Raw genomic sequence first — 23,719 nt, forward strand, 5'->3', positions numbered from 1 at the left:
TTTGTGATAAAAAACCACAGCCAGAACGTTCTTATTTATGCAATTCTTAAGAAGTTTATTGCGTAAATTAGCCTTCAAAACATAAAAAAATGAAAAATAATCAAACATTTAAGAGTGCAATTTCGGGGCTTTCTTTTTCTGAAAATGAGAAAATAAGCGGAAAATCAATTCATGATCCTATTTTGGGTTTAATCAAACAAGAGTTTCCTAACTTTAATGATGAAGACTGTATTGCTGTAAATGAATTAAATGTGTACCGCCAGAAGTATATTTCAAATTATCTTTCTACAGAAATTGGAGCGCTTTCGGCAATGGAAAAGAATGTAATTTCGTCATTGAAACAAGATAAATCGATTGTCAGCATTGTGGAAGATGAAGAAGAAAATAGAAATTTTGGACAGAGAATTGCCGATAAAGTAGCCGATTTTGGAGGAAGCTGGACTTTTATTATTTCATTTGTTGTGTTTATTTCGATCTGGATTGCTTCAAATGTTTTTCTTTTTTTGAATAAAGGTTTTGATCCGTATCCGTTTATTCTTTTAAATTTAATTCTTTCCTGCGTTGCAGCCTTGCAGGCGCCGGTAATTATGATGAGCCAAAATCGTCAGGAAGAAAAAGACAGAAATCGAGCTAAAAAAGATTATATGATTAATCTAAAATCGGAATTGGAAATTAGAATGATTCACGATAAAATTGATCACTTGATTATGCATCAGCAGCAAGAATTAATCGAAATTCAGAAAGTGCAAATCGAGATGATGAACGATATTTTGGATCAGATTAAGAAGTGAAAGTTAGTTAAAATTCCAATCCCGAAGTCTCGGGATAAATTCCAAATTCCAAAAAAGAGCGGAGCGATTTTTAGAAAATCTAAAATCTATCCCGAGGCTTCGGGACTAAAATCTATCCCGAGGCTTCGGGACTAAAATCTATCCCGAGGCTTCGGGACTAAAATCTAAAAATAAAAGTGTTTGAAGTAATAACCTCCAAGCATAAAAATAAGGTTTACAACAGCCATTTTCCAAACTAATTTTTTGTAATTTTTAGATTTGTCTAAAAAATGAAATGCTATAAAAACGAAAAGTAAGAGGCAGGTAAATATCGCTGGATACATTTTAAAAGCGGCTAAAAACTCGCCCTGAAAAAGTAAGAATAGAGAGCGCTGAAAACCACAGCCCAGACACTCAAATCCGAAGATGGTTTTGAACAGGCAGGGGATCATATATTTTTCTAAACTCACAGCAGATCTTTTTGCAATTTTACTAAAAAAATATGACAAACGTTTGAAGTAGAATAGAAGTACTACTTGAAAGTTTTATACTTTTGAAATCTTAAACTTTGATTTGATGAAAGCTTTTAAAATTATAATAATGATTCTTGCGATTTCGGTTGCGTTCTATGAGCAGGTTTCAGAAGAAAAAAATATCTATATCATGATAATTGCCATTGTAGTTTTCATGTTTGGAATGATGCAGCTGAGCGCAAAAACACCAAGTAAAAATAACGATAAAGAAGAGTAGGATGCTGGTAAAAGGAGACAAGGTTTCTGTACTTGACGAAGCCATAAACGGAACAGTAGTTTCAGTTAAAAACAATGAAGTTTTAATTGAAACTGAGGATGGATTTATGATGACATTTTTTGTCAATGAATTGCTTAAAATTCAGGATTCCAGTAATTTAATGAATTCTATTAAAAGAATAGATTTAGAACAAGTTTCAAAGGAAAAAACAGAGCCAAAACCAAGAAGTTTTGTCAAAGAAAAGAAAGAAAAGCGCGATGTCGGCGTTCCAGAATTTGATTTACACATCGAAAAATTGGTTCCAAATAAACGCGGTATGTCAAACTATGATATTTTGACACTGCAGACCGAAACAGCAAAAAGACATATCGAATTTGCGATTCGAAACCGCATTCCGAAAATTGTTTTTATTCATGGTGTTGGTGAAGGAATTTTAAAAGCCGAATTGGATTTTTTATTAGGCCGTTACGACGGAATTGATTTTCAAGATGCCAATTATCAAAAATATGGTCTTGGTGCAACCGAAGTTTATTTTAGACAAAACAATAAATAAGGTTGGTTTTAAACGCTTAGAATATCTTATTTTAAGGCATAAAAAAACGTCTGTATTTCTATCTGATTTAGTTTAAAATCAGTTTCGAAAAACAGACGTTTTTTGTAAGAATTATTTTTTTAAGATTATACTGAATAATCTATAGTTTTAATTAGCGGTATTAACTTCAATTTTTCCAAGAAGAAAACTGCTTCCTAGTTGAAAACTGCTGTTGCCTCTTTCTAAAGCTACACTTTTAAGAACAATAGTGTGTGTGTAAGTAGTTCCAACTAATGTTGTTGTTACCTCAATAATTCCTTTATCTCCTGCACCAATTTGCCCAGTCCAAGTTTGCTCTACAACTGGAGATGATGATGTTGGAGTACAGATATTATCTTCTGTAAATATCCCTGTTTCTGCTTTTGCTGTTTTATAAAAAACCTTGTTCATTGTAGTGGTTATTGCACTTCTTCTTGGCTCGTTAGAAGGTGTAACTGTATTTACAAGTAAGGCCGGATCAATATCTTCAATTGACAAATAAAAGGAAGTATTGTAATTAAATATCCTTTTTACGTTGGAACAAGAATAAGCCAAGCCACTTGTATTGGTTCTAAAAGTCAGAGTAGCTGGAGTTACAGTAGTGTTATAAGTTCCGAAAACATATTTAGCCTGAGTTTGATCTCCAGATGGTTTTGCAAATGTCACATTATTAATTATAATACTATGCTCATAACCTGTAATTCTTGTACCGTCATCGTTGGCATTTTTTTTGTCAATTTGGGTACTTTGAATTGTGATTATTCCGTCAGTAGCAATCCATTCTTCCATTACCTTTGGAGTACTTGGCGGAATTGCCCCGCAAATATTGGCTGCGGTAACTGTTCCATCATAGGCTCTGTAAACTACACGATATAGTCCGTTACCTTTTGCATCAATTGGATATTCGTAATATCCATTATCATTAATTATTTTATCTTGTGGCAATTGCAGTAAAAGGGCTTCTTGCGCTTTTAATTTGTAAATTAATGTATTCGTTAATGGATCACAGGCTTGAGAATCAGTAACGCTTTCAAAATCTATTGTTTCTACTATTAAATCTCCATCATCGCATCCATTCAATAAAAAGGCGAATAATAAAAGAGCTGCATATTTTTTCATCGTAAAATTTATTTGGGTCAAAAATAGTGAAAAAAATGGCAAATGATATTTAAGATTTGACAATTGATATTTCTTAACTTTGTGCCGATGAAAAAAGTATATCTAGATAATGCCTCAACAACAGCAATACGTCCCGAAGTAATTCAGGAAATGACAAAAATAATGGCTGAGGATTTTGGCAATCCGTCGTCTACTCATAGTTTTGGACGAAATGGCAAAACGATTTTGGAACTTTCCAGAAAAAGTATTGCTAAACATTTAAATTGTACCGCTCAGGAAATCATTTTTACTTCTGGCGGCACAGAAGCTGATAACTGGATTCTGAGATCTGCTGTTGAAGATTTAAAGATCGAGCGAATTATTACTTCTAAAATTGAACATCATGCTGTTTTGTATCCCGTATTGGCACTTCAGGAAGAATACAATATTCAAATTGATTATGTAAATATAAATCCTGACGGCAGTATAGATTTAACACATTTATCAAATTTATTATCTGATGAAAAAAAGACATTGGTAAGTTTGATGCACGTTAATAACGAAACTGGAACTATTTTAGATTTAGACAGAGTAAGTGTTATTTGTAAGCAGTATAATACCTTATTTCATTCTGATACGGTTCAGTCTATTGGCAAAACGGAAATCGACCTGCAAAAGACTTCAGTTGACTTTATTTTGGCCAGTGCACATAAATTTCACGGACCAAAAGGAATTGGTTTTGCTTTTATCCGAAAAAATTCGGGATTACAGCCATTGCTTTTTGGAGGCGAACAGGAAAAAGGGCTTCGCGCAGGAACAGAAGCTGTACATCAAATCGCCGGAATGGCAAAAGCTTTGTCAATTTCGTATGAAAAATTGGAGGAAGAAAGAGCTTACATTTTAGACCTGAAAAAATATCTTATTTCGCAGCTTGAAATTCATTTCCCAGATTTTAGAATTAACGGCAAAAAAGAGGGTTTTTATAATATCATCAATATCATTCTGCCTTTTTCATCAGATAAAACTTCGATGCTGCTTTTTAGTTTAGATATGAAAGGAATTGCGGTTTCAAGAGGAAGCGCCTGTCAATCTGGAAGTATAAAACCTTCACACGTTTTAAAAGAAATGCTTTCAGAAGAAGATTTGAAATTACCCAATCTCCGAATTTCCTTTAGTCATTACAACACAAAAGAAGATATCGACTGGCTGATTGAGAGTTTAGAGACAATCTAAGGTTCTAAGAGGCTGAGATTCTAAGTTTTTTATGAAAATATTCCTCGGCTTCACTCAGAATGACATTAAGGAATTGTCAGGCTGAGCGAAGTCGAAGCCATTTATTTACGAATTACTTTTACCTGAGAATCGTTCGTTAATTTGATTATTGTAGACGATTTTCCGTTGATTTTATCTTGGTTTAATTTGACGACATAATCCACTCCATTTATAATTTCTGGGCTTATATCTTTAAAAGCAATAGGTGTCGGTTGTCCAGAGATATTTGCCGAAGTTGAAACCAAAGGTTTTTTCATTCTTTCCATCAATTTGAAGCAGAAAGGTTCTTTTACCAATCGAACTCCAAGCGATTTGTCGGCGGCAATAATATTTTGGGCAACATTTCTCGCATCATCAAGGATTAAAGTTGTTGGCTTGTCTGATAAATCCCAGATCTGCCAGGCAACTTCTGGAATGTTTTTAAACACATTGTACATCATCTTTTCGCCATTCATCAAAACAATCATGCTTTGCGTCTCTGCACGTTTTTTGAGTTTGTAGATTTTAGCAACCGCTTCAGGATTAGTTGCATCACAGCCAATACCCCAAACAGTATCTGTTGGATAAAGAATGATACCGCCTTCTTTAATAACTTCGTAAGCGTTGATTATTTCTTCGTTCATTGTAAAAAGTAATAAGTAATTGAAGCACAAAAATAATCTTTCTAATTGGTAAAAAGTTTAAATTTAATTTACAATAATTAGTTTTTGTAATTTATAAGATTATTTTTGTCCTGAAGTTCAGATTTTCGAAGGAAATTTTCGCCTAAATCTTAAAAACAAGATTAATCTTAAAATACCACATGTCTAAAAATACAGTAAAAATTGTTATTCCAGTTTATAAGGAATATTTTGGAGAACTTGAAGAAAAATCATTTGTGCAATGCTGCAAAGTCCTAAAAGATTATGAAATTGTAATTGTACATCCAGAAGGGTTAAATCATTCTTATCTTTCAGAGATCTCCAGCGATTTAACTTTTAAAAGTTTTCCGAAATCGTATTTTGCTACTATAGACGGTTATAATGAATTATTATTATCATCTGTGTTTTATGAAAGTTTTTTAGATTCAGAATACATTTTGATCTATCAATTAGATGCTTTTGTTTTTAAAGATGATTTAATAAAATGGTGCAATAAAGGCTACGATTATATTGGAGCACCATGGATCGCAACTTCTCCAGATTCTTTGGGTCATAAAATTTCGAGTTTATTTTGGTCCAAAAAGAAAAGAGAGCGCCAGCAGATTTTCTTTAAAGTGGGTAACGGAGGTTTATCACTTCGTAAAGTGGCTTCGCATTATGCAATTTCAAAAGAACAAAAACAATTTATTTCTGATTTCTTAACTGAAAAAGAAAAGAAAATTTATGCTACAGAAGATGTTTTTTGGTCTTTGAAAGCAATAGAATTTGATCCTAATTTTAAGATTCCAGATTATAAAGAAGCGGTTTATTTTGCTATTGACAGAAAGCCGGAACTGGCTATGAAATTAACAAATAACGAACTTCCTTTTGGCTGTCACGCAATAAATAAACCAAAAGTAATTGAGTTTTGGAAACCAATATTGGATCAATACTAAATTTATAAGTTTATTGCGCTAATTTATATTAGATGTTTGAGATTCAAGAAGTTTTTTTGACTTGAGTGAATTGAGCAAAATGTATTAATTTAAGAAACAGAAATATTAATTTGAAGTATTAAATTCTATGCGTATTTTTGTTGTTAAAATATAGTAGATGAATTTTAAAATAAATCCAATTTTCGCAAATAGTACAGAGTTAATATTTGAAAAAATCAAAATGTTTAGTTCTAGTGGCGAACTCTTTGGAAATGGAGATCGTAATAAGATAAAATTATTTGATTTAAACGGTAAAGCGATCAACATCAAATCATTTAAAATTCCGAACTTAATTAATAAAGTTGCTTATAGATATTTTAGGAAATCAAAAGCAAGACGTTCATTCGAATACGCAACTATATTGTTAGAAAAAGGAATTGGAACACCAGAACCAATTGCATTTCTCGAAAATTTTAATATCATTGGATTAAAAGACAGTTATTATGTCAGCGAACACTTAAATGCTGATTTGACTTATAGAGAACTTGTAGAAATTCCGGATTATCCGGATCGCGAAAATATTTTAAGACAATTTACCAAATTCAGTTTTGAACTGCACGAAAAAGGAATTGAATTTATAGATCATTCGCCTGGAAATACTTTAATTAAAAAGAATAGCGAAGGAACTTATGATTTTTTTCTCGTTGATTTGAACAGAATGGAATTTCATTCAAAATTGACTTTTGAACAGCGTATGCATAATCTTCGTCGTTTGACTCCGTTAAAAGAAATGGTAGCAGTAATGAGTAATGAATATGCTAAATTTTATGAAGAATCGGAGCAAAAGATTTTTGATACTTTATGGAAATACACAGCCGATTTTCAAGAGCAGTTTTACAGAAAAAAACGCTTAAAAAAGAAACTTAAATTTTGGAAGAAGTAATTCTTTTGAGCTCTTTGTAACGTATATAAATACTATAAGCATTTAAATAGCATATTATAATGCCTTTGATGCCATCTAAAAATCCAAGTCTGATTAGGTATTGATATAAAAAAGTATAAATAGGATGGAAAACCATTAAAAAATCAGATGGTTTCTGTCCTTTTATTTTTTTTTCGCTGGCTTTTAGAATGCCATACTTTTTCATCTTTAGTTTATAATCTTCATAAGATGTATAAGAAAAGTGAATTAGTTTATTTTTTAAAACACCAATTTCGCCGTTCACGATTAGTTTTTCATGAACCATTCTGTCTTCAGTGTAGCTGCAATCGGCTTTTTTAAAAAGCCTGAATATTTTATCAGTCTGCCAGCCGCTAAAATGTAATTTGCTGTTTTTGAACATAAAAGTTCTATACATCAAATAAGCACTTACAGAATTTTTATTGTTTATAGTCGAAATAATTTCCTCTTTAAGTTGAGGAGTCAACTTTTCATCAGCATCAATAAATAATATCCATTCGTTTTTTGCCTGATCTAAAGCAAAATTTCTTTGCGAAGTGTAATCTTTAAATTGGTTTTCAATGAATAGGACATTTGTAAAGGACTTTACTATTTCGGCTGTAGCATCTGAACTAAAAGAATCAACTACAATTATTTCATCAGCAAAGTCAACATCTTCAAGTAAAGATTTTATATAACGTTCCTCGTTAAGAGTAATAATTAAAACCGATAACTTTTGTTTTTCAAAACTATTCATCTGATGCTTTTACTTTTTCAATTTTTGTATTCTTGAAAATAAGCTTCTAATTTTTCCAGCATTAAGGGTAAAGGATACTCAGCGTAGAATTCAAAAGTATGTTCTTTAATATATTGCTCTGTATGCTGTTCGTAGATCTCAGGTTTTAAATCTTTTAGATGAATGGAAGCATTTTTAGCTTCGTTTTCAAACAATTGCCAAGTTTCTTTTCTAACAGAAGGAGTAAAGATAGAGAAAGTCGGAATTTCAAGTGCTTTTGCCATATTTACAGCGCCACCTTCATTTCCAATCAGCATTTCACATTGCGAAAGAACAGCCAAAAACGGACGTAGTTCGGTACAATATAAATCGAAAACAATATTCTTTTTTGTTTCTTCAGTGCAGTAATTATAAACTTCCAGAGCTAAATCTTTTTGAAACGGAACGTAGTTAAAAATTATGGTTGCATTAGTTTTAGCCACTGTAAAATCAATAATTTTTGCCATTCCTTCCAAAGGATAAGTTTTGTAAACTTCGCTTCCTAAAATCCCGAACATAATTAACGGCTTTTCGCTGTCTACGTTATGGCTTTGCAGAAGTTTTTTGGCTTCTTCAATTTCAGATTCTTTTAAAAATATCTTTGGTTTTACATCTGTTATTTTTTCAGAAATAAAAGGTTTAAGCAATAATAATCTATTTTCAATAGCTAATCCATGTTCCGATTCTATGGCATCAAAACGTTCGTAAGTATAATTGTAAAATATTTTTGTATACCATTTACGATAAGAAACTTTGTATTTTGCCCCAGAAAAAAAAGTAATTAAATTAGTTCCGAGCTTACTGTAAACATCTACTACAGCATCATATTTTTTGCTGCGAATCTCAAAAATAAATTTAAATAATGCAGGGATAGATTTTCTGACCTTACTGGTCATCGGAATAATATTGTCAATATTTGGATTTTCTTTTAGTACATCTACCGAATTAGGATAGCACATATAATCGATCACCGAATCAGGGAACTTAGTTTTTAAGTTGTTGCAGATTATTGTACTGGTTAAAACGTCTCCAATTCTTTTTTGCTGAATGACTAATATTCTCATCTATTTAAAATTCAATTTATGGGCTAAATTACAAACTATTTTATGAAGTGTGCAACCGTATCGTAAGATTAAGAATAAACTAAAATAAAAATGTTATATTTTTGTGGCTCATAAATTAAATTTTGTAATGGAAATTAGTGGTCTTGTTATTACTTTCAATGAAGAAAAAAACATAGGAAAATGTATCGATGCTTTGTTAAAAGTATGTGACGAAGTAATTATAGTAGACTCTTTCAGCAAGGATCGTACAGTTGAAATTGCCAAAGAAAAAGGCGCAATAGTTATTCAGCAAAGCTTTTTAGGAGACGGACCGCAGCGTACGCATGGTCTTCCGTATTGTAAAAACGACTGGATTTTAAATTTAGACGCAGATGAGTTTCTGGATAAAGATGCTGAAGAATTTATACTAAAAGGAAAATATCTGGAAGGGAATAATGATGCCTTTAGTTTTAGGGTTAAAAACTTTTTGGCAGACAAATTAATCGACTTTTCAGGATGGTATCCAGATCATAAAGTTCGTTTCTTTAATAAACAAACTGCACATCCTTCAGATTCTAAAGTCCATCAAAAAATTATTACACAAAACGAGAAAAAGGTTGCTGTGCATATTCTGCATTATGGCTGGGATTCTTTAGACCAGATTATAGCTAAGAAAAACCAGTATTCTGGCTGGCATGCACAACAATTATTTGATCAGGGAAAAAGAATAAATGCTTTTAAACCAGTTTTAAACGGAACGGTAGCTTTTATTCGCTGCTATTTTTTTAAGAAAGGTATTTTTAATGGAATCGACGGATTATCAATAGCAATGATTCAGGCATTTTTCTCTTATATGAAATATGCAAAGCTTTTAAAACTGCAACAGAAAAATTCCAAATAAAAAAATTCCAAATTCCAATTGATAAGATTGGAATTTGGAATTTTATATATTGGATTTTTTAAAATCTATACCGCTACATCATATTCACGTAACGCATTGTTTAAAGATGTTTTTAAATCTGTAGATGGCTTACGAGTACCAATAATTAAAGCGCAAGGAACTTGAAATTCTCCGGCAGCGAATTTTTTAGTGTAACTTCCAGGAATAACAACAGAACGAGCAGGAACAAAACCTTTCATTTCTACTGGCTCATCACCCGTAACGTCAATAATTTTTGTAGATGCAGTCAAACATACGTTAGCGCCAAGAACTGCTTCTTTACCAACGTGAACACCCTCAACAACAATACAACGAGAACCGATAAAAGCACCGTCTTCGATAATTACTGGAGCAGCTTGTAATGGTTCAAGAACACCACCAATACCAACACCACCGCTTAAGTGAACGTTTTTACCAATTTGTGCACAGCTTCCAACAGTTGCCCAAGTATCAACCATAGTTCCTTCGTCAACATAAGCACCAATGTTTACATAACTAGGCATTAAGATAACGCCGCTTGAAATGTAAGCTCCATAGCGAGCAACAGCATTTGGTACTACACGAATTCCTTTTGCAGCATAATCTCTTTTTAGTAACATTTTATCGTGATATTCAAAAATACCAGATTCCCATGTTTCCATTTTCTGAATTGGGAAATACATAACAACAGCTTTCTTAACCCATTCGTTTACCTGCCATTTGTCTCCAACTGGTTCTGCAACACGCAATTTTCCAGCGTCAACCAATTCGATAACTTCTCTAATAGCATCAGTTGTTGTAGTTTCTTGTAGTAAAGCTCTGTTTTCCCAAGCTTGTTCAATTATAGTCTGTAAAGAATTCATACGTTTAAATTTTTGGCAAAGATAACGTATTTGTATAAATGCAAAAAAGCAAAACGACTTGAAAATGTTACAGGTTTAACTTTTTGTTTCTTATTTGTAAAGTCTTTTAGAATTTTGAATTTGCTATTTATAATTTCTTTTCTAACTACCTCTAGAAGTTTTTTTTATGTCATAATATGACAAAAGTCAGATTTTCTATTTTTTCTTCTCTCTAATTTCGCACCATTGAAAAAACATTCCATTCAATAAAATTAATCATATAAGCAGTAAAATATGAATCAAGAAAATCAACTTCAGAACAGAGTAATTATTGACAAAGAGGTAACTTGGGATAAAACGCAAGTTATTATGAGCAAAACAAATGCTTTTGGTATTATCGAATATGCCAATGAAGTATTTGTAGATGTTTGTGGTTACGAAGATTACGAATTAATGGGACAACCCCATAATATTATACGTCACCCAGATATGCCAAAAGTTATTTTTAAAGTGCTTTGGGAGAATCTTAAAAACGGTAAAAACTTTCATGCGATTGTAAAAAATCTAGCTAAATCGGGAAGATACTATTGGGTGATTACCGATTTTGAAATTGCCCGTGATGAAAATGATGTAATTGTAAATTATTTTGGACGAAGACAATCAGTACCTCAGGAAGTAATTGCTATGCATATTGAGCCATTGTATAAAAAACTATTACAAATCGAAGCAGCGAGCGGAGTTGAATTCAGCGAAAAATACTTGATCGGATTTTTGGAAGAAAAGAAGAGAAGTTATGTTGAATATATTAAGGAGTTGATTTACGAACATGAGAAAGCACAATCAAAATTTGCTAATTATGTTGAAGAAGAGGATGGAGAACAGGAAGAACAGAGAGGCTTTTTTGGTCGATTGTTCGGTAGATAATTGGAGTTATTTTTTAGGTTTGAATATTTGGATAGAATCCGTCTTGAATTTTCGAGGCGGATTTTTTTTGAATTAAGGCGTAAGTTTGTTATTAATGATTCTTTCGTTAAAAGATTGTATGTAAGCTTTTAAGAATTTTTCGTATTCAGTTACTCTTGATTTCTCTTGTTGTATTAAATTGTTTTTCAATAAAATATCTTTTTTCCAATTGTATAATCCAATAGTTTTATTATTAGCAAAAGCTAAGTAATAATCATCTTGAATATAATGATAGGTTCCTTGCAGATAATATACTACAAAGTTTTCTGGAGCCTTGTAGCTTTTTCCAAAACTAACCATTTTGGTTTTTATATTGAGATAATCTAAAATACTGGGCATAATATCAATTTGTTGAAAGTTCTTTTCGCTGCTTCCAATCAGTTCTGGATTGGATGGATCGAAGAATAAAATAGGAATTCTAAATTTTCCAATATTGGTCTGATCAATGTCTCTGTCTCCTCCCGATGAAGTATGATCTGCAGAAATTACAAAAAGAGTGCTGGAATACCAATCTTCTTTTTTTGCAGTTTTAAAAAATTCTCGTAATGCAAAATCAGTATAAGCGATGCTCTCCTGAATGACTGTAGTTCCTTTTGGAAATTTTCCTTTATATTTTTCCGGTATTATATAAGGATTATGTGATGATATCGTAAACAAAGAACTGAAAAAAGGCTGTTTAAAAGAACTTAATTTAGAAGCGTAAAATTTTAAAAACTCTTCGTCGAAAATGCCCCATTTTCCATCAAAAGCATTTTTTCCGGTGTATTGGTCTTTTCCAAAATAATTATCGAATCCAGCAACTTTGGCATATTGCTCAAAATTTTGGCTTCCATTAAAAGCACCATGAAAAAACGAAGTATTATATCCTTCTTTCTTCAATATTTGTGGCAGACCATTTATTTTATTTAAAGAATAGCTGGAGGAAATAAAAGAGTTATTCATTAAACTGGGAATACTTGAAAGTATAGAAGGAACGGCATCTATAGAAACTTTTCCATTTGCAAAACCATTTTTAAAATAATAGGATTTTGTAATCAGCGAATCTAAAAAAGGCGTTTGTCCGTGTCCGATGTTTTCATTACCAAAACTTTCTAAAATCAAAATAACGACATTTTTCTTGACAGCAGGTTTTTCTGGCTGCAATAAAATGCAAGGATCATAAATTGATTTTAATTCCTTTGAATTATAATAATTAACTTCATCAATATCTTCTTTTTTTGTAATAGTTTTTAGGATTGTAAAGGGAGTATTCAAAACCAAAGAAGTATTAGTCAAAGCTCCGTAGTTTATTCCGTCAACAATTTTTATTGGTTTTTTTTGAAAGCCTCCGCGTGCTATAATTAATAAGGTAATTAGTGAAAGGATTAAAAAGAAAGACTTTACTAAGTAATCTCTCTTGATTAAATATTGCGGCATTGAATTTTTCTCAAGATCGGGTACTAATTTCCAGAATAAGACGCTTATAATTAAGAAAATTATTCCAATATACCAGAACTCTTTTAAAAACGAAGGAATTAGACCAATGGCTTCATGTTCCATTCCTTTTGCTGTAATCATATTAAAGGTACTTCTTCTGCCTGTAAAACGATAATAAATTATATCAATGAAATTGGTAGCGATAAAGATAAGGTTAATGCTGTAAAAAGTTATTTTTAAAATAACTTGATAGTTGTTTTTATATTTAAAATTACCAGGAATTAAATGAGCAATAGCGAAAATTATATTGACATAACTTATTGCAGCAAAATCAAACAGAAGTCCGCCAACTAGGGTTTTGAATGTCAGTGGATCAAATAAATTCTTATTTATAAAATAAAATAAAAGCCTGCTGAATTGATAAATTAGAACAAGTAAAAGAAATCTTTTTAAGAATAAAACAATGCTTTTTTTATAGTTATTCATCTGAAATTTTATATCTGATTAAGTTGTAAATGATTTTTAAAACTGTAAGAGAATTTCAGGCAAAAGAACTTTTGTTTTTCTTAAAAAAGATACTCAAAAAGGTATGTTTATAATAAGATAAGACTTATTTGAAAAATAAAATAAAGAAGACAAGGTGACAAGATTTATTGTTTTTATTACCCAAGTTTGTAAATGCTTACAATATGTTTAATTATTTTTGCATTTAAATAAATAAAACATGCCAAGAATCCTCTCTATAGATTACGGACAAAAACGCACAGGAATCGCTGTTACAGATGAAATGCAGATTATCGCTTCCGGGTTAACAACAATTCCGACTCATACTTTGGTCGATTTTTTGAAAGATTATTTCGCAAAAGAAAAAGTAGAAGCGGTTTTGATTGGAGAACCAAAGCAAATGAACGGCCAGCCCTCAGAAAGTGCTTCTGTGATTAATGGTTTTGCAACGCATTTTTCGAACGTATTTCCTGATATAAAAGTAATTCGGGTAGATGAGCGTTTTACTTCAAAAATGGCATTTCAAACCATGATCGACAGTGGTTTGAGTAAAAAGCAGCGTCAGAATAAAGGTTTGATAGACGAAATTTCTGCTACAATTCTGCTTCAAGATTATCTTTCCTCAAAAAAATAACGTTGTTCGTCGTAATTTTTGTTTATAATTTAATGGTTTTTAGAAAATCCTAACTTTTATCATGTAAAAATTAGTTTTTTTTTGCAATTAAAAAAGTACCTTTGCACTTTAAATAAAAATACTGTTATGCCTGACGAAACCATACGTTCAAATAGTGATGTAGTACTCATTGGCGCTGGAATAATGAGTGCCACTCTTGGAGTAATTTTGAAAGAATTACAACCGGATATAAAAATTGAAATTTACGAAAGATTAGATGTTGCTGCAGCAGAAAGCTCTGATGCTTGGAATAATGCAGGAACTGGACATTCTGCTTTTTGTGAACTAAATTATACTCCAGAAAAGGCAGATGGCAGTATCGATCCTAAAAAAGCAATAAGTATTGCAGAATCATTTGAGATTTCGCGCCAGTTTTGGTCTTACTTAGTGCAGGAAAACAAAGTGCCTTCTCCTGATAATTTTATTAAAAGCGTGCCTCATATGAGTTTTGTGTGGGGTGATAAAAACGTAAATTATTTAAAAAAGAGATTTGAAGCTCTTCAAAGTAATCCTATTTTTTCTGAAATGACTTTCAGTACCGATTTTGAGCAGCTTCAGAAATGGATGCCGCTGGTAATGGAAGGACGTAATGCTGATGAAAAATTAGCAGCGACACATATGGAAATTGGTACCGATGTAAATTTTGGTGCTCTAACCAGAAGTATGTTCAATTATTTAGAAAAACTAGATGGTGTTTCTTTATTTTTCAATCACGAGGTTAAAAAACTTAGACAGCGTGAAGATAAATCTTGGAGAATAAAAATTAAAGATTTGTCTACAGGAAAAATACGTAAAGCGTATACTAAATTCGTATTTATTGGGGCTGGTGGAGGTTCTTTGCCTTTATTAGAAAAAGCAAACGTACCAGAAGGAAATGGGTACGGAGGTTTTCCAGTAAGCGGACAATGGCTGAAATGTACTAATCCGGATGTAATTGCAAAACATCAGGCAAAAGTTTACGGAAAAGCAAGTGTTGGAGCTCCTCCAATGTCTGTTCCGCATATTGATACTCGTGTAATTGATGGCGAAAAAGCGCTTCTTTTTGGACCATTTGCTGGGTTTTCGACTCGTTTCTTAAAAAACGGTTCTTATTTAGACCTTCCTTTATCTATTAAGGGTAATAACTTAATTCCGATGCTGGCAGCAGGATATCATAATATACCGCTTACAAAATATTTGATAGAGCAGGTTCGTCAGTCTCCAAAAGACAGAATGCAAGCTTTACGTGAATATTTACCAACGGCACGTTCTAAAGATTGGAAATTAGAAAAAGCGGGGCAACGTGTTCAGGTTATTAAAAAAGATGAAAAAGAAGGTGGTGTTTTAGAATTTGGAACTGAGGTAATTAATACACACGATGGAACTTTAGCAGTTTTATTAGGTGCTTCTCCAGGTGCTTCTACAGCGGTAGCGATTATGATTGATTTGATTGGCAGATGTTTTGGAAATCAAATTAAAACACCAGAATGGGAAGCTAAAATGAAAACGATGATTCCTTCTTACGGACAGACTTTAAATGATAAGCCGGAGCTTTTAGCGGAACTTAGACAACATACAGCAGAAGTTTTAAAAATAAAATAAACTTCTTTACTTATAATAGAATAAAAAAACAAATCCAGATGAATTAATCTGGATTTGTTGCTTTTAGGTCGGTTGTGTTTTTAAGAATTTTTTCAGCCAGATTACTCATCCAAATTAATTGTTCAATTACCATCGAGGCTTCCTGCATTTTGGCTTGGCGCGTTTCTTTGTCAAGATCATCATCTTCGGCTAATCGCGTAAAATTTCTTCGTTTTAATTCTTCAAATTGTAAAGTCACATCTTCTTTTTCAAAAAAAGTATCTTTTAGAATAACTTCATTTCTTAAAATAGAAATAGAATGATCAAGATTGGCCAAAATAGTTTTAATGATATAATTGAAAGACTCAGAAGCAGAAGTCGTTTGATGAGACTGAATGTAAGTTGATAACGATGCCAATGCAGACAACAAAGAGTGATTTAAAACCACCAATTTGTTTACCAAAGGCATTGTTTTCTGTTTTGATTTTGGTTCCTGCATCATTCTTTGGAAAGAGGTCATTAAGTTCCCTATCTCAACAAAAGCATTTTTTCGGGCTAATCTATAAGAAGTTGGAACTTCTCCCTTTTTATTATAAAAATCAGCAATCTCTTTAAGATAATTTCGGTTGGCGCGAATAGCGTTTTCAATATGAATAGGTGTATTTATAAATTCCCATGCCGGCCATAAAAATTGGTTGGCAATAAAAGCTAAAACTGCCCCTGCAAGTGAATCTAAAATTCGGTATTGAATCACTTCGTTTATGTCTGGAGTTAAAATTCCGTAGATAAAAACCACATACATGGTCACAAATGTTGCGCTTATTTTGTAATTGATTTGAGTAAATGATATTCCCAAAAGCATACAAATTATAGAGAAAATACTCAGTGCAACGTGATTTTGAATAATAGATACAATTCCAAAAGCTAAAATACCGCCCAAAACGGTTCCGAACATCCTGTTGTAAGAACGTTCTTTGGTTAAGCCATAACCAGGTCGCATGATTACGACGATAGTAAGCAGAATCCAGTAAACATTTTGAAAAGGAAGAATTTGTCCCAGGAAAAAACCAATCAAAATCGTAATTGTCAGCCTTAGCGAATGCCTAAAAATAGAAGAAGAATAACTTAAATTTTCAATTAAAGTTCGCAATGGATAATATTGCGGTGTCAAGAACTTTTCAAGTTCTTTATCTTTGTCTTTTAATTTATAAGACTGCATTGCCAGCGAAAAGGCACGTTGAATAATTTTGATTTTTCCAACCTGATTTTTTGCATATTTCAGCATATTGGTCAGCATCAAAACACCTTCTGCAGCTTCTTCTTTTCCTAATGTTTTTTCGTAGTCAAAAATGGCAAATTCAAGTGCGTCAAGTTCGTTTTTCAAATCATGTTTGTCCACATAGGTACTAATGTGATTGACATTTTTTGAAAGCTTTTTTAAAGTCGAAGCCAGTTTGTAAGCCACATTTTGATACGTTCTTAAAACATCTGGATGTCTAGCAAATTTTATGTGAAGTTTGCTGTGGTCAAAAGAAGTATAAAGTGCTAATTCTTGAATTTCAACCAAAGTAATAAAAACCAAAAGCATTTTACGGTTCTGACTCGTAATTCCCGACGCATTCTGATTTCCAATCAGCATTTTCCTTAAATCTTCATGAATAAGATTCAGCTCAACCTGAACGGCCAGTTGTTTTTCGATAATTGCTCTTCTATTTGCTTCCGGACTCCATAAATCGCCTCTTAATTTTAAATATTTTGCAGTAAGTTTTATGCCTTCGGCAATCTGCAGTTCTACATATTTATAAGGCTGTACAAAATGAAAAACTAGAGAAACAATTAAATAAAGAATTCCACCAATAAAAATAAAACCAGAATATTCAAATGCCGCCCAGCCCTCGTGCAGATGTCCAAACGAAAGTGAAATGGATAATAAGGCTGAGAAAGAAATTAAAGTCGCACGCTGTCCATAGACCGAAATCATAGAACAAAGAAACAATAGAAAACCTAAAAAGATATAAAACAGAAACGGATAAGGATAAACGAGATTAACCAAAAGATTAACACCTGAAACGATAAAAGATGCTGCAATAAGTCCTTTAATTTTATGGCTCAATGAACTTGTAATATCGCTGGGATACGTATAAAAAGCTCCCAATGCAATTGTAAAACCAATTTCAAAATGACCTAAAAAATTTAAAACTAAAACAGGAACAACAGAAGCAATGGTTACTTTGGAAGCATTAAAAAAAGAAGTACTGTTAGTAAATTTCGAAATTTTATCAAACATAAAAAGAGGTTTACTAGCAAAGGTAAGAATTGTACGAATGAATTTGGCACAATTATAGCTGAGATTTTTAACGATTTGGAAAAAATATGATATAAAATAGTATTCGAATTATTCATTGACTATTTTTTACTATTTTTGCCAGCTGAAATATTAGAATTTTAGTTCTGTTTTACAGCACATAAAAAACATAAATAAAAACAAATGATTTTACCAATTGTAGGATACGGTGATCCTGTTTTGAGAAAAGTAGGGCAGGACGTTACACCAGAATATCCAAATCTAAAAGAAACGATCGCAAATATGTACGAGACTATGTATAATGCGTATGGAGTTGGACTTGCTGCACCGCAGGTTGGATTACCAATTCGTTTGTTTGTTATTGATACATCGCCTTTTAGTGATGATGAGGATCTTCCTTCAGCTGAACAAAAAGATTTGAAAGGTTTTAAAAAGACTTTTATCAATGCTAAAATCGTTAAGGAAGAAGGTGAAGAGTGGGGTTTTAATGAAGGCTGTTTAAGTATTCCAGATGTGCGCGAAGACGTATACAGAAAACCAACAGTGACAATAGAATATTGCGAAGAAGATTTTGTAATGAAAACAGAAGTATTCGATGGTTTAATTGCAAGAGTTATTCAACACGAATATGATCATATTGAAGGAATTTTGTTTACGGATAAAATTTCATCTCTTAAAAAACGTTTAATTCAAAAGAAACTTAAAAATATTACTGAGGGAAAAACGTTTCAGGAATATAGAATGAAGTTTTTTGCAGCCAAAAAAGGGAGATAAGTTTTCTATAGTTAGAAACAAAAAATAAATCAAATTCTTAATACTAATTTTAATAAAAATGAATTTAACGAAAATTTTAGCCATTTCAGGTAAACCAGGTCTATACGAATTGAAAGTACAAACTCGTACAGGTTTTGTGGCGGAATCATTAATTGATGGGAAGAAGATTACTGTAAATCTAAAAAGCAATGTAAGTTTATTGTCTGAAATTTCGATTTATACTTATGAAGGTGAAAAACCATTAACTGAAGTAATGCAGCAAATTGCCGTTAAAGAAAATAAAGGACAAGCGATTTCTCACAAAGAGGATAATGCTACTTTAGCTGCATATTTTAAACAAATTCTTCCGGATTACGACGAAGAAAGAGTTTACCCTTCAGATATCAAAAAAGTATTAAACTGGTACAATACACTTCAATCAAAAGGATTAGTTACAGATTTAGCTCCTGCAGTTGAAGAAGCTAAAGAAGAAGCTCCAGTTGCTGCAGAAAAGCCTAAAAAAGCTCCAGCAGCTAAAAAAGCTAAAGCTAAAAAAGAAGAAGAATAATAAATATTCTTTTTTAAATATATAATATCCTGTTAAGATAGTTTTCTTGACAGGATTTTTTAATTTTACAAGACCGAGTTAATTTAAAAGAACTTCAAAATGAATAGAGAAAACCAGTTAAAAGCGTTTGAAAGATTATTAAATATCATGGATGAACTTCGTGAGCAATGCCCGTGGGATAAAAAACAAACCCTGCAGACATTGAGACATTTAACAATTGAAGAAACCTACGAACTTGGTGATGCTATTCTCGATAACGATTTAAATGAAGTTAAAAAAGAACTTGGAGACTTGCTTTTACATATTGTTTTTTATGCTAAAATAGGAAGCGAAACAAACGATTTTGATATTGCAGATGTCTGCAATGAAATCTGCGAAAAGCTAATTCACCGTCATCCTCATATCTACGGAGATGTAAAAGTGGAAAATGAAGAAGAAGTAAAACAAAATTGGGAAAAATTAAAACTCAAAGAAGGTAAAAAATCGGTTTTAGAAGGCGTTCCAAGAAGTCTTCCTGCTTTGGTTAAGGCCAGCAGAATTCAAGATAAAGTGAAAGGCGTAGGATTTGATTGGGAAGAACCGCATCAAGTCTGGGATAAAGTACAAGAGGAATTACAAGAACTGCAAGACGAAGTACAAGCTGGAAATCAGGACAAAATCGAAGACGAATTTGGAGATGTTTTATTCTCTATGATTAATTACGCTCGATTTTTAAATGTAAATCCAGAAGATGCCTTAGAAAGAACTAATAAAAAGTTTATCAAACGCTTCCAATATCTGGAAAGCAAAGCAGGTGAACTAGGAAAACCTTTAATGGATATGACGCTTACAGAAATGGATGTTTTTTGGAATGAAGCTAAAAAGCTCTAATTATCAGCTAATTTTTTTAAAGCTCGTACATCTTTAAGCATAATCTTTTTTCCAACTAATCCGATCAATTCTAATTTATTAAAATCAGATAATAAACGAATACAGCTTTCTGTTGCTGTACCAATAATTCCTGCCAGTTCTTCTCTAGTTAGTTGAACTTTAAGGGTTTTATCAGTGTCTTCGCCAAAAGCATCATGAAGATGAAGTAAAGTTTCTGCTAATCGCTGCTTAACGGTTTTTTGAACCAAAGCAATTTTTTCATTTTCAGATTCTTTTAAATCCTCGCACACAGACTGCATCATATTTAAAGAAAACTGATTGTTGCTATTAAAGAAATTGATTATTTCAGCTTTAGGAATAAAACAAACCTCCATGTCAGCGATGGCTTTGGCAGTTAAATTTGCCGGCTCATTACTAATCATAGAACGCTGCCCAAGAAGTTCGCCGGATTTTACCAGTTTTACGATTTGGTCTTTTCCGTTTGCACTTAATTTGGAGAGTTTACCAACGCCATCTTTTACACAAAACACACCATTAGTTACTTCGCCTTCTTCAAAAAGAGCTTCACCTTTTTTAATTTTGTAAGTGGTTTTGCTATTCGCTAATTTTATAACTTCCTCTTTATTAAGAGCTTTTAATGAGCTTAGCTGACGTACAATGCATTGATCACATTTGTTCATGACAATATTTGTTTGCTGCAAAATTAAGGATATTTAAGGTTTTAAGGTATCAATATAGGGTAAAATATTCAGAAAAAATAGTAGAGGGTAATTTGGCTCTTTTATTTTATTAAATTAGAACTCAATTTCAAAATACATGATATTTGTCATCTAAATAATTGATAGTTAATCTGAAATTTGCGGCATAAAAACAAATTTATGAAGGAGCAAAGTTGTTTTCATTGTGGTTTATCCATTGAAAAAAATGAAGAAATCGATTTTGATGATAAGAAGTTTTGTTGCACGGGCTGTAAAACCGTTTACGAAATTTTCAGCACTAATGACTTAACCTCTTATTACGACTTCGAAAAATCGCCTGGTGCCACTCCACAAGACATTGCAGGCAAATATGATTTTTTAGAAAATGAATCAATACTTTCAAAAATTTTAGAATTTCAAGAAGGAAATACCGCTATTGTTTCTTTAAATATTCCTCATATTCACTGCAGTTCATGTATTTGGATTTTAGAAAACCTAAATCGACTTCAGTCAGGAATAAGTACTTCACAAGTTAATTTTCATGAAAAGAAAGTCCGAATTACATTTAATCCAGAAACTGTTTCATTAAAAGCAATAGTTAATCTTTTATGCTCAATTGGTTACGAGCCTTATATAAGTTTAGAAAATTACGAAACAACAAAAAACAAGATAGACAGAAGTTTAACTTATAAACTTGGTGTAGCATTTTTTTGTTTTGGAAATATTATGCTGCTTTCATTTCCAGAATATTTCGAAATGAAAGAATTTTGGTTAGATAGTTATAAACCGTTTTTCAGACTGCTGATTTTTATTTTAGCTCTTCCAAGTTTTTTATATTCTGCAAGTGGTTATTATGTTTCGGCATATCACAGTATTAGAACCAGAATGCTCAATATCGACATTCCAATTGCTTTGGGAATTATTGTAATGTTTATCCGTAGTTCTTATGATATGTTGATGGATCACGGACCTGGATTTTTTGATAGTTTAGCCAGTTTAGTATTTTTTATGCTTCTTGGTAAAATGTTTCAAATTAAAACCTATAGTTTTTTAAGTTTCGAAAGAGATTTTAAATCCTATTTTCCAATTGCGGTTACCAAAATCAATAAAGATTCCTCAGAAGAAAATGTTGCCATTTATGATGTTTTAAAAGGCGATCGATTATTAATTAGAAATCAAGAACTTATTCCCGTAGATGGAATTTTAATCAGCGAAAGCGCCGAAATAGATTATAGTTTCGTAACAGGCGAAGCAGTGCCGATTACTAAAAAATCTGGCGATAAAGTGTTTGCAGGAGGTAAGCAAATTGGTAAAGTGATTGAAATGGAAGTATTGCATTCTGTTTCTCAAAGTTACTTGACGCAATTGTGGAGTAACGAAATCTTTCAGAAAAAAGTAGATCAAAAACACAAAACCATAACAGATGCAATAAGCCGGTATTTCACCCCAATTTTACTGCTGATTGCATTTGCTGGTTTTGGTTATTGGATATTTATAGATGCAAATACTGCTTTTAATGTTTTTACAGCAGTTTTAATTGTGGCTTGCCCTTGTGCATTGGCGCTTACAGCTCCATTTACGTTTGGAAATATTTTGAGAATTTTAGGTAAAAAGAAATTCTATCTCAAAAATGCCGTAGTAATAGAACAGCTTGCCAAAGTTGATACAATTGTTTTTGATAAAACGGGAACGATTACAACCAATAAAAAATCGAATATAGTATATGAAGGAAGTAGTATTTCTGATTCAGATATTATACTAATTAAGAATGTACTTCGTGCTTCAAATCATCCTTTGAGCCGTATGCTTTACGATTTTCTGCCAGAAACAAAACGAATTAATATTGATAACTTTCAAGAGATTACCGGAAAAGGAATTTTGGCAAATGCTGCTGGCAAAGAAATTAAAATAGGTTCGGGACAATTTGTAAATGATATAGTTATAGATAGTTCAGAAATTGAAAAAACGGCTTTGCATATTAAAATTGATGGAATTTATTTCGGAAAATTTGTGTTCCAAAATCAATATCGAGAAGGTTTAGAGAACCTTTTTTCTACTTTAAGTAACGAATATCAAATCAAAGTGCTTTCGGGAGATAATGATGGTGAAAGAGCAAATTTAGAAGTTATTCTGCCAAAAAATACGGAACTAATATTCAATCAAAAGCCAGAACAAAAGCTTGAATTCATTAAGAAACTTCAAGAAAAAGGGCATAACGTCATGATGGTTGGAGATGGTCTAAATGATGCCGGAGCATTAGCGCAAAGTAATGTTGGAATTTCCATTTCAGAGAATGTGAATGTCTTTTCACCTGCATGTGATGCAATTTTAGATGCTTCTGAGTTTTCTCGTTTGAATTACTTTTTAAAACTCTCTCATAAAGCAATTTTGGTAATCAAGATGAGCTTTGCTTTGTCATTGCTCTACAACGTGGTTGGACTTGCATTTGCGGTTACTGGTAATCTTCTTCCAATTGTTGCTGCGATCATTATGCCGTTGAGTACAATTACTATCGTCAGTTTTGTTACTTTAATGTCTAACTACTTCAGCAAGAGAAATTTATATTGATTTTAAATAATTGAAAAGATTTTTTTTTTATTTTTAACATTCTTCTTTACTATGATAATTATCATATTTTAAACGCCGCTGACCTTGTAATTTTGTTAACATAAATTTACGGTATGAGTGTTATTTATCTATTAATTTCAGTAAGTATTTTCGTGGCAGTTTGCTTCTTTATTGCTTTCATTATTGCTGTCAAGTCTGGGCAGTATGACGACGATTATACACCCTCAGTCAGAATTCTTTTTGACGATGAGACCAAAATTATTTCCCCAAATAATAATTCACCAATCGAAGAAAAACAAGTATAAT

General features: G+C 32.1%; 24 protein-coding genes. 15 read left to right on the top strand and 9 right to left on the bottom strand.

Annotated features, from left to right (window positions below; genetic code table 11):
• Positions 1-89: 89 nt before the first annotated feature.
• The gene (locus BSF42_RS11770) at positions 90-791 is read left to right on the top strand and encodes a DUF1003 domain-containing protein (protein WP_095953278.1); all 702 of its coding nucleotides are present in this window, start codon (positions 90-92) and stop codon (positions 789-791) included.
• A 164-nt stretch (positions 792-955) separates the two neighbouring features.
• Here the strand turns inward: BSF42_RS11770 and BSF42_RS11775 are convergent, their stop codons facing one another.
• A complete protein-coding gene (locus BSF42_RS11775; protein WP_253251037.1) occupies positions 956-1,222 on the bottom strand; it encodes a DUF2752 domain-containing protein in 267 nt (88 codons plus the stop codon).
• A 124-nt stretch (positions 1,223-1,346) separates the two neighbouring features.
• Between BSF42_RS11775 and BSF42_RS22430 the strand changes: the two genes are divergently transcribed.
• Both BSF42_RS22430 and BSF42_RS11780 read left to right on the top strand, forming a co-directional pair.
• Positions 1,347-1,520, top strand: coding sequence for a hypothetical protein (locus BSF42_RS22430; RefSeq protein WP_172426676.1), 174 nt, complete (start codon positions 1,347-1,349; stop codon positions 1,518-1,520).
• A 1-nt stretch (position 1,521) separates the two neighbouring features.
• Entirely contained in the window at positions 1,522-2,073 is a 552-nt protein-coding gene (locus BSF42_RS11780) for a Smr/MutS family protein (protein WP_095953279.1), read from the top strand.
• Between the two features lie 147 nt (positions 2,074-2,220).
• Here BSF42_RS11780 and BSF42_RS11785 read toward each other — a convergent pair whose 3' ends face one another.
• Positions 2,221-3,210 (bottom strand): hypothetical protein, encoded by a 990-nt coding sequence (locus BSF42_RS11785; protein WP_095953280.1) that lies wholly within the window; start codon positions 3,208-3,210, stop codon positions 2,221-2,223.
• An 87-nt stretch (positions 3,211-3,297) separates the two neighbouring features.
• On the opposite strand from BSF42_RS11785, the gene BSF42_RS11790 reads away from it, so the two are divergent.
• Positions 3,298-4,422: a cysteine desulfurase family protein gene (locus BSF42_RS11790; protein WP_095953281.1), complete on the top strand. Its 1,125-nt coding sequence runs from the start codon at positions 3,298-3,300 to the stop codon at positions 4,420-4,422.
• A 101-nt stretch (positions 4,423-4,523) separates the two neighbouring features.
• Here the strand turns inward: BSF42_RS11790 and BSF42_RS11795 are convergent, their stop codons facing one another.
• Complete coding sequence (locus tag BSF42_RS11795; RefSeq protein WP_095953282.1) at positions 4,524-5,084, bottom strand: L-threonylcarbamoyladenylate synthase; 561 nt, start codon at positions 5,082-5,084, stop codon at positions 4,524-4,526.
• 179 nt (positions 5,085-5,263) lie between these two features.
• Here BSF42_RS11795 and BSF42_RS11800 point away from each other — a divergent pair, with 179 nt between their 5' ends.
• Together BSF42_RS11800 and BSF42_RS11805 are read left to right on the top strand one after the other, a co-directional pair.
• Positions 5,264-6,037: a DUF5672 family protein gene (locus tag BSF42_RS11800; RefSeq protein WP_095953283.1), complete on the top strand. Its 774-nt coding sequence runs from the start codon at positions 5,264-5,266 to the stop codon at positions 6,035-6,037.
• A gap of 157 nt (positions 6,038-6,194) precedes the next feature.
• The gene (locus tag BSF42_RS11805; protein WP_095953284.1) at positions 6,195-6,959 is read left to right on the top strand and encodes a lipopolysaccharide kinase InaA family protein; all 765 of its coding nucleotides are present in this window, start codon (positions 6,195-6,197) and stop codon (positions 6,957-6,959) included.
• On the opposite strand, the gene BSF42_RS11810 is transcribed toward BSF42_RS11805, so the two are convergent.
• Together BSF42_RS11810 and BSF42_RS11815 are read right to left on the bottom strand one after the other, a co-directional pair.
• The gene (locus BSF42_RS11810) at positions 6,940-7,713 is read right to left on the bottom strand and encodes a glycosyltransferase family 2 protein (RefSeq protein ID WP_095953285.1); all 774 of its coding nucleotides are present in this window, start codon (positions 7,711-7,713) and stop codon (positions 6,940-6,942) included. The two genes, BSF42_RS11805 and BSF42_RS11810, sit on opposite strands and share 20 nt — an antisense overlap.
• Positions 7,714-7,730: 17 nt before the next feature.
• A complete protein-coding gene (locus BSF42_RS11815) occupies positions 7,731-8,795 on the bottom strand; it encodes a glycosyltransferase family 9 protein (protein ID WP_095953286.1) in 1,065 nt (354 codons plus the stop codon).
• Positions 8,796-8,922: 127 nt separating this feature from the next.
• Here BSF42_RS11815 and BSF42_RS11820 point away from each other — a divergent pair, with 127 nt between their 5' ends.
• Positions 8,923-9,675: a glycosyltransferase family 2 protein gene (locus BSF42_RS11820; protein ID WP_095953287.1), complete on the top strand. Its 753-nt coding sequence runs from the start codon at positions 8,923-8,925 to the stop codon at positions 9,673-9,675.
• A 65-nt stretch (positions 9,676-9,740) separates the two neighbouring features.
• Here BSF42_RS11820 and BSF42_RS11825 read toward each other — a convergent pair whose 3' ends face one another.
• Positions 9,741-10,556: a 2,3,4,5-tetrahydropyridine-2,6-dicarboxylate N-succinyltransferase gene (locus BSF42_RS11825; RefSeq protein WP_057118644.1), complete on the bottom strand. Its 816-nt coding sequence runs from the start codon at positions 10,554-10,556 to the stop codon at positions 9,741-9,743.
• A 273-nt stretch (positions 10,557-10,829) separates the two neighbouring features.
• On the opposite strand from BSF42_RS11825, the gene BSF42_RS11830 reads away from it, so the two are divergent.
• A complete protein-coding gene (locus BSF42_RS11830) occupies positions 10,830-11,459 on the top strand; it encodes a PAS domain-containing protein (protein ID WP_095953288.1) in 630 nt (209 codons plus the stop codon).
• Positions 11,460-11,531: 72 nt separating this feature from the next.
• Here the strand turns inward: BSF42_RS11830 and BSF42_RS11835 are convergent, their stop codons facing one another.
• Complete coding sequence (locus tag BSF42_RS11835) at positions 11,532-13,400, bottom strand: LTA synthase family protein (protein WP_095953289.1); 1,869 nt, start codon at positions 13,398-13,400, stop codon at positions 11,532-11,534.
• A gap of 238 nt (positions 13,401-13,638) precedes the next feature.
• On the opposite strand from BSF42_RS11835, the gene ruvX reads away from it, so the two are divergent.
• Positions 13,639-14,052, top strand: a complete 414-nt coding sequence (gene ruvX, locus BSF42_RS11840; RefSeq protein WP_095953290.1) for a Holliday junction resolvase RuvX — start codon at positions 13,639-13,641, stop codon at positions 14,050-14,052.
• 126 nt (positions 14,053-14,178) lie between these two features.
• The gene (locus tag BSF42_RS11845; RefSeq protein ID WP_095953291.1) at positions 14,179-15,672 is read left to right on the top strand and encodes a malate:quinone oxidoreductase; all 1,494 of its coding nucleotides are present in this window, start codon (positions 14,179-14,181) and stop codon (positions 15,670-15,672) included.
• A 43-nt stretch (positions 15,673-15,715) separates the two neighbouring features.
• On the opposite strand, the gene BSF42_RS11850 is transcribed toward BSF42_RS11845, so the two are convergent.
• Entirely contained in the window at positions 15,716-17,938 is a 2,223-nt protein-coding gene (locus BSF42_RS11850) for an FUSC family membrane protein (protein ID WP_095953292.1), read from the bottom strand.
• Between the two features lie 201 nt (positions 17,939-18,139).
• Here BSF42_RS11850 and def point away from each other — a divergent pair, with 201 nt between their 5' ends.
• From def to mazG, 3 genes are all read left to right on the top strand, one after another.
• Entirely contained in the window at positions 18,140-18,730 is a 591-nt protein-coding gene (def, locus tag BSF42_RS11855; protein ID WP_095953293.1) for a peptide deformylase, read from the top strand.
• Between the two features lie 58 nt (positions 18,731-18,788).
• Positions 18,789-19,277: a DUF5606 domain-containing protein gene (locus BSF42_RS11860; RefSeq protein ID WP_095953294.1), complete on the top strand. Its 489-nt coding sequence runs from the start codon at positions 18,789-18,791 to the stop codon at positions 19,275-19,277.
• A gap of 99 nt (positions 19,278-19,376) precedes the next feature.
• Entirely contained in the window at positions 19,377-20,147 is a 771-nt protein-coding gene (gene mazG / locus BSF42_RS11865) for a nucleoside triphosphate pyrophosphohydrolase (protein ID WP_095953295.1), read from the top strand.
• Here the strand turns inward: mazG and BSF42_RS11870 are convergent.
• The gene (locus BSF42_RS11870; protein ID WP_095953296.1) at positions 20,144-20,827 is read right to left on the bottom strand and encodes a Crp/Fnr family transcriptional regulator; all 684 of its coding nucleotides are present in this window, start codon (positions 20,825-20,827) and stop codon (positions 20,144-20,146) included. The two genes, mazG and BSF42_RS11870, sit on opposite strands and share 4 nt — an antisense overlap.
• 198 nt (positions 20,828-21,025) lie before the next feature.
• On the opposite strand from BSF42_RS11870, the gene BSF42_RS11875 reads away from it, so the two are divergent.
• Together BSF42_RS11875 and ccoS are read left to right on the top strand one after the other, a co-directional pair.
• Positions 21,026-23,413 carry a heavy metal translocating P-type ATPase metal-binding domain-containing protein gene (locus BSF42_RS11875; protein ID WP_095953297.1) on the top strand — a complete coding sequence of 796 codons (2,388 nt, stop codon included), beginning with the start codon at positions 21,026-21,028 and terminating at the stop codon, positions 23,411-23,413.
• A 113-nt stretch (positions 23,414-23,526) separates the two neighbouring features.
• Positions 23,527-23,718, top strand: coding sequence for a cbb3-type cytochrome oxidase assembly protein CcoS (gene ccoS, locus BSF42_RS11880; RefSeq protein ID WP_095953298.1), 192 nt, complete (start codon positions 23,527-23,529; stop codon positions 23,716-23,718).
• The last annotated feature ends 1 nt before the right edge of the window (position 23,719 follow it).

The sequence above is a fragment of the Flavobacterium sp. ACN6 genome, assembly GCF_002304005.1.
Lineage (GTDB): Bacteria > Bacteroidota > Bacteroidia > Flavobacteriales > Flavobacteriaceae > Flavobacterium.

Coding starts and splice junctions, on each gene's coding strand:
- BSF42_RS11860 (WP_095953294.1), top strand. CDS start 18,789: ATGAATTTAACGAAAATTTTAGCCATTTCAGGTAAACCAGGTCTATAC.
- BSF42_RS11870 (WP_095953296.1), bottom strand. CDS start 20,827: ATGAACAAATGTGATCAATGCATTGTACGTCAGCTAAGCTCATTAAAA.
- BSF42_RS11825 (WP_057118644.1), bottom strand. CDS start 10,556: ATGAATTCTTTACAGACTATAATTGAACAAGCTTGGGAAAACAGAGCT.
- BSF42_RS11800 (WP_095953283.1), top strand. CDS start 5,264: ATGTCTAAAAATACAGTAAAAATTGTTATTCCAGTTTATAAGGAATAT.
- BSF42_RS11830 (WP_095953288.1), top strand. CDS start 10,830: ATGAATCAAGAAAATCAACTTCAGAACAGAGTAATTATTGACAAAGAG.
- BSF42_RS11820 (WP_095953287.1), top strand. CDS start 8,923: ATGGAAATTAGTGGTCTTGTTATTACTTTCAATGAAGAAAAAAACATA.
- def (WP_095953293.1), top strand. CDS start 18,140: ATGATTTTACCAATTGTAGGATACGGTGATCCTGTTTTGAGAAAAGTA.
- BSF42_RS22430 (WP_172426676.1), top strand. CDS start 1,347: ATGAAAGCTTTTAAAATTATAATAATGATTCTTGCGATTTCGGTTGCG.
- BSF42_RS11835 (WP_095953289.1), bottom strand. CDS start 13,400: ATGAATAACTATAAAAAAAGCATTGTTTTATTCTTAAAAAGATTTCTT.
- BSF42_RS11780 (WP_095953279.1), top strand. CDS start 1,522: ATGCTGGTAAAAGGAGACAAGGTTTCTGTACTTGACGAAGCCATAAAC.
- ruvX (WP_095953290.1), top strand. CDS start 13,639: ATGCCAAGAATCCTCTCTATAGATTACGGACAAAAACGCACAGGAATC.
- BSF42_RS11805 (WP_095953284.1), top strand. CDS start 6,195: ATGAATTTTAAAATAAATCCAATTTTCGCAAATAGTACAGAGTTAATA.
- mazG (WP_095953295.1), top strand. CDS start 19,377: ATGAATAGAGAAAACCAGTTAAAAGCGTTTGAAAGATTATTAAATATC.
- BSF42_RS11770 (WP_095953278.1), top strand. CDS start 90: ATGAAAAATAATCAAACATTTAAGAGTGCAATTTCGGGGCTTTCTTTT.
- BSF42_RS11785 (WP_095953280.1), bottom strand. CDS start 3,210: ATGAAAAAATATGCAGCTCTTTTATTATTCGCCTTTTTATTGAATGGA.
- BSF42_RS11815 (WP_095953286.1), bottom strand. CDS start 8,795: ATGAGAATATTAGTCATTCAGCAAAAAAGAATTGGAGACGTTTTAACC.
- BSF42_RS11845 (WP_095953291.1), top strand. CDS start 14,179: ATGCCTGACGAAACCATACGTTCAAATAGTGATGTAGTACTCATTGGC.
- BSF42_RS11795 (WP_095953282.1), bottom strand. CDS start 5,084: ATGAACGAAGAAATAATCAACGCTTACGAAGTTATTAAAGAAGGCGGT.
- BSF42_RS11810 (WP_095953285.1), bottom strand. CDS start 7,713: ATGAATAGTTTTGAAAAACAAAAGTTATCGGTTTTAATTATTACTCTT.
- BSF42_RS11875 (WP_095953297.1), top strand. CDS start 21,026: ATGAAGGAGCAAAGTTGTTTTCATTGTGGTTTATCCATTGAAAAAAAT.
- BSF42_RS11775 (WP_253251037.1), bottom strand. CDS start 1,222: ATGATCCCCTGCCTGTTCAAAACCATCTTCGGATTTGAGTGTCTGGGC.
- ccoS (WP_095953298.1), top strand. CDS start 23,527: ATGAGTGTTATTTATCTATTAATTTCAGTAAGTATTTTCGTGGCAGTT.
- BSF42_RS11850 (WP_095953292.1), bottom strand. CDS start 17,938: ATGTTTGATAAAATTTCGAAATTTACTAACAGTACTTCTTTTTTTAAT.
- BSF42_RS11790 (WP_095953281.1), top strand. CDS start 3,298: ATGAAAAAAGTATATCTAGATAATGCCTCAACAACAGCAATACGTCCC.